This window comes from Armatimonas sp. (genome assembly GCF_043760365.1).
Taxonomy (GTDB): domain Bacteria; phylum Armatimonadota; class Armatimonadia; order Armatimonadales; family Armatimonadaceae; genus Armatimonas.
In genome coordinates, this window is sequence record NZ_JAYUPA010000644.1 from 1 (window position 1) to 4,086 (window position 4,086).

General features: G+C 57.6%; 2 protein-coding genes. One reads left to right on the forward strand and one right to left on the reverse strand.

Annotated features, from left to right (window positions below):
* The coding region (locus ACH2EH_RS14770; RefSeq protein WP_395142808.1) for a BTAD domain-containing putative transcriptional regulator at positions 1-2,378 on the reverse strand (2,378 nt) is incomplete at its 3' end.
* Between the two features lie 407 nt (positions 2,379-2,785).
* On the opposite strand from ACH2EH_RS14770, the gene ACH2EH_RS14775 reads away from it, so the two are divergent.
* A partial coding sequence (locus tag ACH2EH_RS14775; protein WP_395142809.1) for a S8 family serine peptidase occupies positions 2,786-4,086 on the forward strand: 1,301 nt, incomplete at its 3' end.

Consider the following 4,086-nt stretch of genomic DNA (forward strand, 5'->3'; position numbering starts at 1 on the left):
CTGTTATAGAGGGCGTGAGCAAGTTGGGCAGAGTGATCCGTCGTTCGGAACAACGTGATGCTCGTGTCTAGGTGGAAGGCCGCCGCCGAAAGATCCCCGCGCTGTAAGGCAAGCATTCCCATATTATTGTGCACACCCGCGATCCCCACAGGATCTTCCGCTTTCTCCCGCACGAGCAGAGCCGTTGCGAAGTGCTTCTGCGCCTCGTCAAAATCCCGCTGGGTCCACGCGAAAACGCCTAGTGCATTCAATGTTCCCGAGAGGAGTATATCGGGAGGTTCTGGGTATGTTGCCAGTGCCTGTCGCATCCAGCGTCGTCCCTCATTCAGGTGGCCTCTTACATACCAGAAATGGTGCAACGCGGCGGTCAAGCGGTGCCCTAATTCCGACCCGATAGAGAAGCCTAGTGCGGTACGCAGATTGTCTACATCGTCGTCTAAACGGGCGAGCCAAAGCGCCTGATCTGGCCCGCGCGATGCCTCAATCGCTTTGCGCGCATGATTCAGGAAGTATTCAGCGTGCCGTTGGCGCAGTTCCCGCGTCTCCGTCACGCCCAATTCTTGCGCGGCAAACTCACGAATGGCCTCCAGCATCCGGAAGCGGCCCGGTGCTTCGCCCGGCCCGGCTTCGACCAGAGAGGATTCCCGCAGGTCTTCGATGCTTTCCAACATCGATTTTTCGTCCAGTCCTAGAAGCGTCGCTACACTGCTAATATCGAACCCACTAAAGACTGACAAACGGGCAAACAAATCTTTTTGCGAAGACGTTAGTAGACGGTAGCTCCAGGCAATCGTATTTCGTAGAGTCAGGTGGCGGACATCCTGACGTTGGCGAGGGCGGGACGGATCTACTAGAAACTCGAAGGGAGTTTGAAGGTGGTTCCGCATCTCCGTAATTGGTATGAGATATGCCCGCGCCGCCGCCAGTTCGATTGCCAATGGAACGCCTTCCAGGGCCGAGCAGATTTCCGCCAGAATCGCGGCATTACGGGCTGTCACGGCGAAATCCACCTGTCTTACCCGCGCTCGATCTACGAAAAGGCGGACACTGGGCGAGTCACGGATGCGCTCCAACTCCCAGCCAGGGAAGGGCACAGCAAGCGGAGAAAGCGCAACGATGTGTTCATCTGGTAGACGCAGTTGTCGGCGGGATGTCACGACGCAACGAAGATGCGACGCGTGGTTCAGTAGATAGGCGACACACTCTCCTGGATCGCCTTTCGCAGGCGGCGCGGATATATCTGCGGAAAGGAGTTGCTCAAAGTTATCCAGCACCATAAGTAGCGGCAAACTGGCTGGGCGTCGGTTTAACGAATGGATGACCTGTTCGCGCAGGGCAATTTGAGGCGATGGCTGCTCACGAAGTGCTTGCAGAATGGCGGCGAGCATCTGCTCCGTCGCACTTTCTCCCCAGGTAAGTCCTGCCAGTGGTACAAAATAGACCCCGGCATACTCACTCGTCGCACGTCGCGCAATTTCCAGCGCGAGCCGAGTCTTTCCCACGCCACCAGTACCGGTGAGGGTTACCTGCCGCAATCCTGTGTCAAGAGACCGATACGCGCCGCGTAGCAGGCCCAGCACCTTTTCGGCTTCCTCCTCTCTGCCGTACAGTGTGCCGAGAACCACCGGAAAGCGGTGTTCTTTTAGGAGCGGCGTGGCAGAGGGCAAGGGGGTGGGGGGATGTGCGGAGGCAGGCGCTGGTGGGGCGTATGTCTTTCCACCCTTTCGGAGCGTCCGTGCAAGGCGCATCATCTCCTCAGACGGAGGCTCGCCCACCTCGCGTTGCAAGGTTCGCTTCAAGGTTCTGTACTGTCTCAGAGCCGCTGCCGTTCGTCCATGCGCCGCGTAGAGGCGCATTAAAACCGCGTGGGCCTCTTCCAACAGAGGGTCATCGTGTACCAGGCTTTGTGCGAGGGGAAGGGCAGCGTCGGGACGTCCGCTTCGCTCTAAAAGGCGCAGGAGCGAAAGGCGAACCTCGTTGTGTAACATACCGAGACGCGCCCGCTCGTTGTCTAACCAGCTGCCGCCCGGGTATCCTTCAAGGAAGATGCCCTGATACAGAGCAACTGCCCACTCCAGACTCCGGAGTTTCTCCTCATCAGACATTGCAGGGACTGTGATTGTAGAAGCCGCCCGCCAAGCCCGCTCGTATTCCACAACGTCAATAGAGACGACCCCAAGGTTCAGAGCAATCGTCGTCGGCGTGACTAGCAGGAGGCTCTCCCCCTGCGGCCCTGGTTCCAACTGGCGACGCAGTGAGGCAATAGCAGTGCGCAAGCTGGTCCGCACCACATCGGGAGGCGAATCAGGCCAGAGATACTGTGCCAGCGTCTCGCGCCGGTGCGGGTGACGCTGGTTACTGGCGAGATAGGCTAGCAATTCCCCAGTCTTGCTGGTTCTAAAACGGGTTGTCACAACGTCATTGCGCTCAACACGCACGATTCCGAACAGCGAGATTTTCCAGACCGGGTTTTGCATTGAACTTCAGGATGGAATTCCGTATCGCCTAGTTGCTTTCCTCCAATTGATTGACATTTCTACAGATGAGATACCCTAGCGATACCAGAAGCTATACTCACTTATTTTTTGCAAAGGTGTAATACCCACCCGTTGTTTCCCCTCTTTACTGGTAACAGGGCGACTATAGCGTTCTCGAAAAGCTGCGCAGAACTACAGTCTCCCCAACAACTATTACGCCCGAACCGTGTTTCGCCGGGCGACGGAGAACGATGATGCCACGCAAAAATGCTTCTGTCTATACCTACCGTAATGGCGAAAAAATCGCCTTGTATAAAGAGGACAACCAGTTCATCGTACGCACGGATGCTCAAGAACTGGAGCGAGTCGGGTTGCATGATGCCTTGCTCCTCGGCCCGGGTATCTCGCGTGTTGTCACCCAGCCCGAACGGTTTGAGGCCGAGATGGCGCGTGCCCGCCCCCTTGCCCCCACCCATCATGCATACCGTGAGGCGGAAAGCGATCAGGAATTTCTGATTACTGATAGGGTCTATCTGCGTTTCAAGATGCCGCTCGGTGACGCTGAATTGGCAGGTTTCCTTGGACAATACGGCCTGATCCTATCAGAGCGGTATTCGGACACTGAGATAGTTGCTCAGTTGACAGACGCCACTGGCATGAACCCGAACAAACTGGTGGTGGAATTGACGGAGAAGCGCGTGGACTTGATAGATATTGCAGAGAACGATTTGGTGTACCGCGTGTCGCTCACTGCCTTAGCCCTCCCACGCGACGGCTCCTACCCTAACCAGTGGCACCTGCACGGTAGGTCAGCCAGCACGGACGTGGATCCGCGCTCGTCCAGCCGCTGTGAGGCCGCGTGGCTCCTCCTTGATAGCATGGGGAGCGCGGATGTCATAGTCGCCGTCACCGACGATGGCTGTCGCCTTGACCATCAAGACTTCAACGGACCATCCAAGTTCGCGGGGTGGGCCTACTCGGTGTACTCAGCGCCCACTCCGCCGCAAAATCCCCGCTATCGTCTGACGCGCCATACGGATCCTGGTGCAGATCCGGCACGGATGTATGAGCCCGGACGGAACCACGGCACTTGCTGCGCGGGGGTGATCGCCGCCGAAGCAGACGGACTCGCTACAGTCGGTGCCGCGCCCGGTTGTCGGCTCTTCCCCATTAAGTGGATATCCTCTTTGGATGGTGGCCTGCTCTTCGACGACTCCCACTTTCGCGAGGTGCTGGATTATCTCGCCGATAGGGTGGACATCATTTCCAACTCATGGGGCAATTCTCCCACAATGAGTTTCGGAACCCAGGTCCTGTCGCGCATCCGCGAACTCGCCCGAACTGGGGGACGGCGTGGAAAAGGTATCCTATTCGTGTTCGCTGCAGGGAACGAAAACTGCCCCCTCCAGCATAGCGGTACTGTGAATGTTCCCTATACCTCCGGGTGGGATCCACAGGGCCGGTGGGTCGGCGTCGAAACCAGCCGCGTGTTTAATCACCCGCTGACAGCAATACCCGGTGTCTTCCACGTGGCAGCCCTCGCCAGCAACGCTCGACGTAGCCACTACTCTTGCTATGGAACGGGAGTGGATTTGTGCGCTCCTACCAA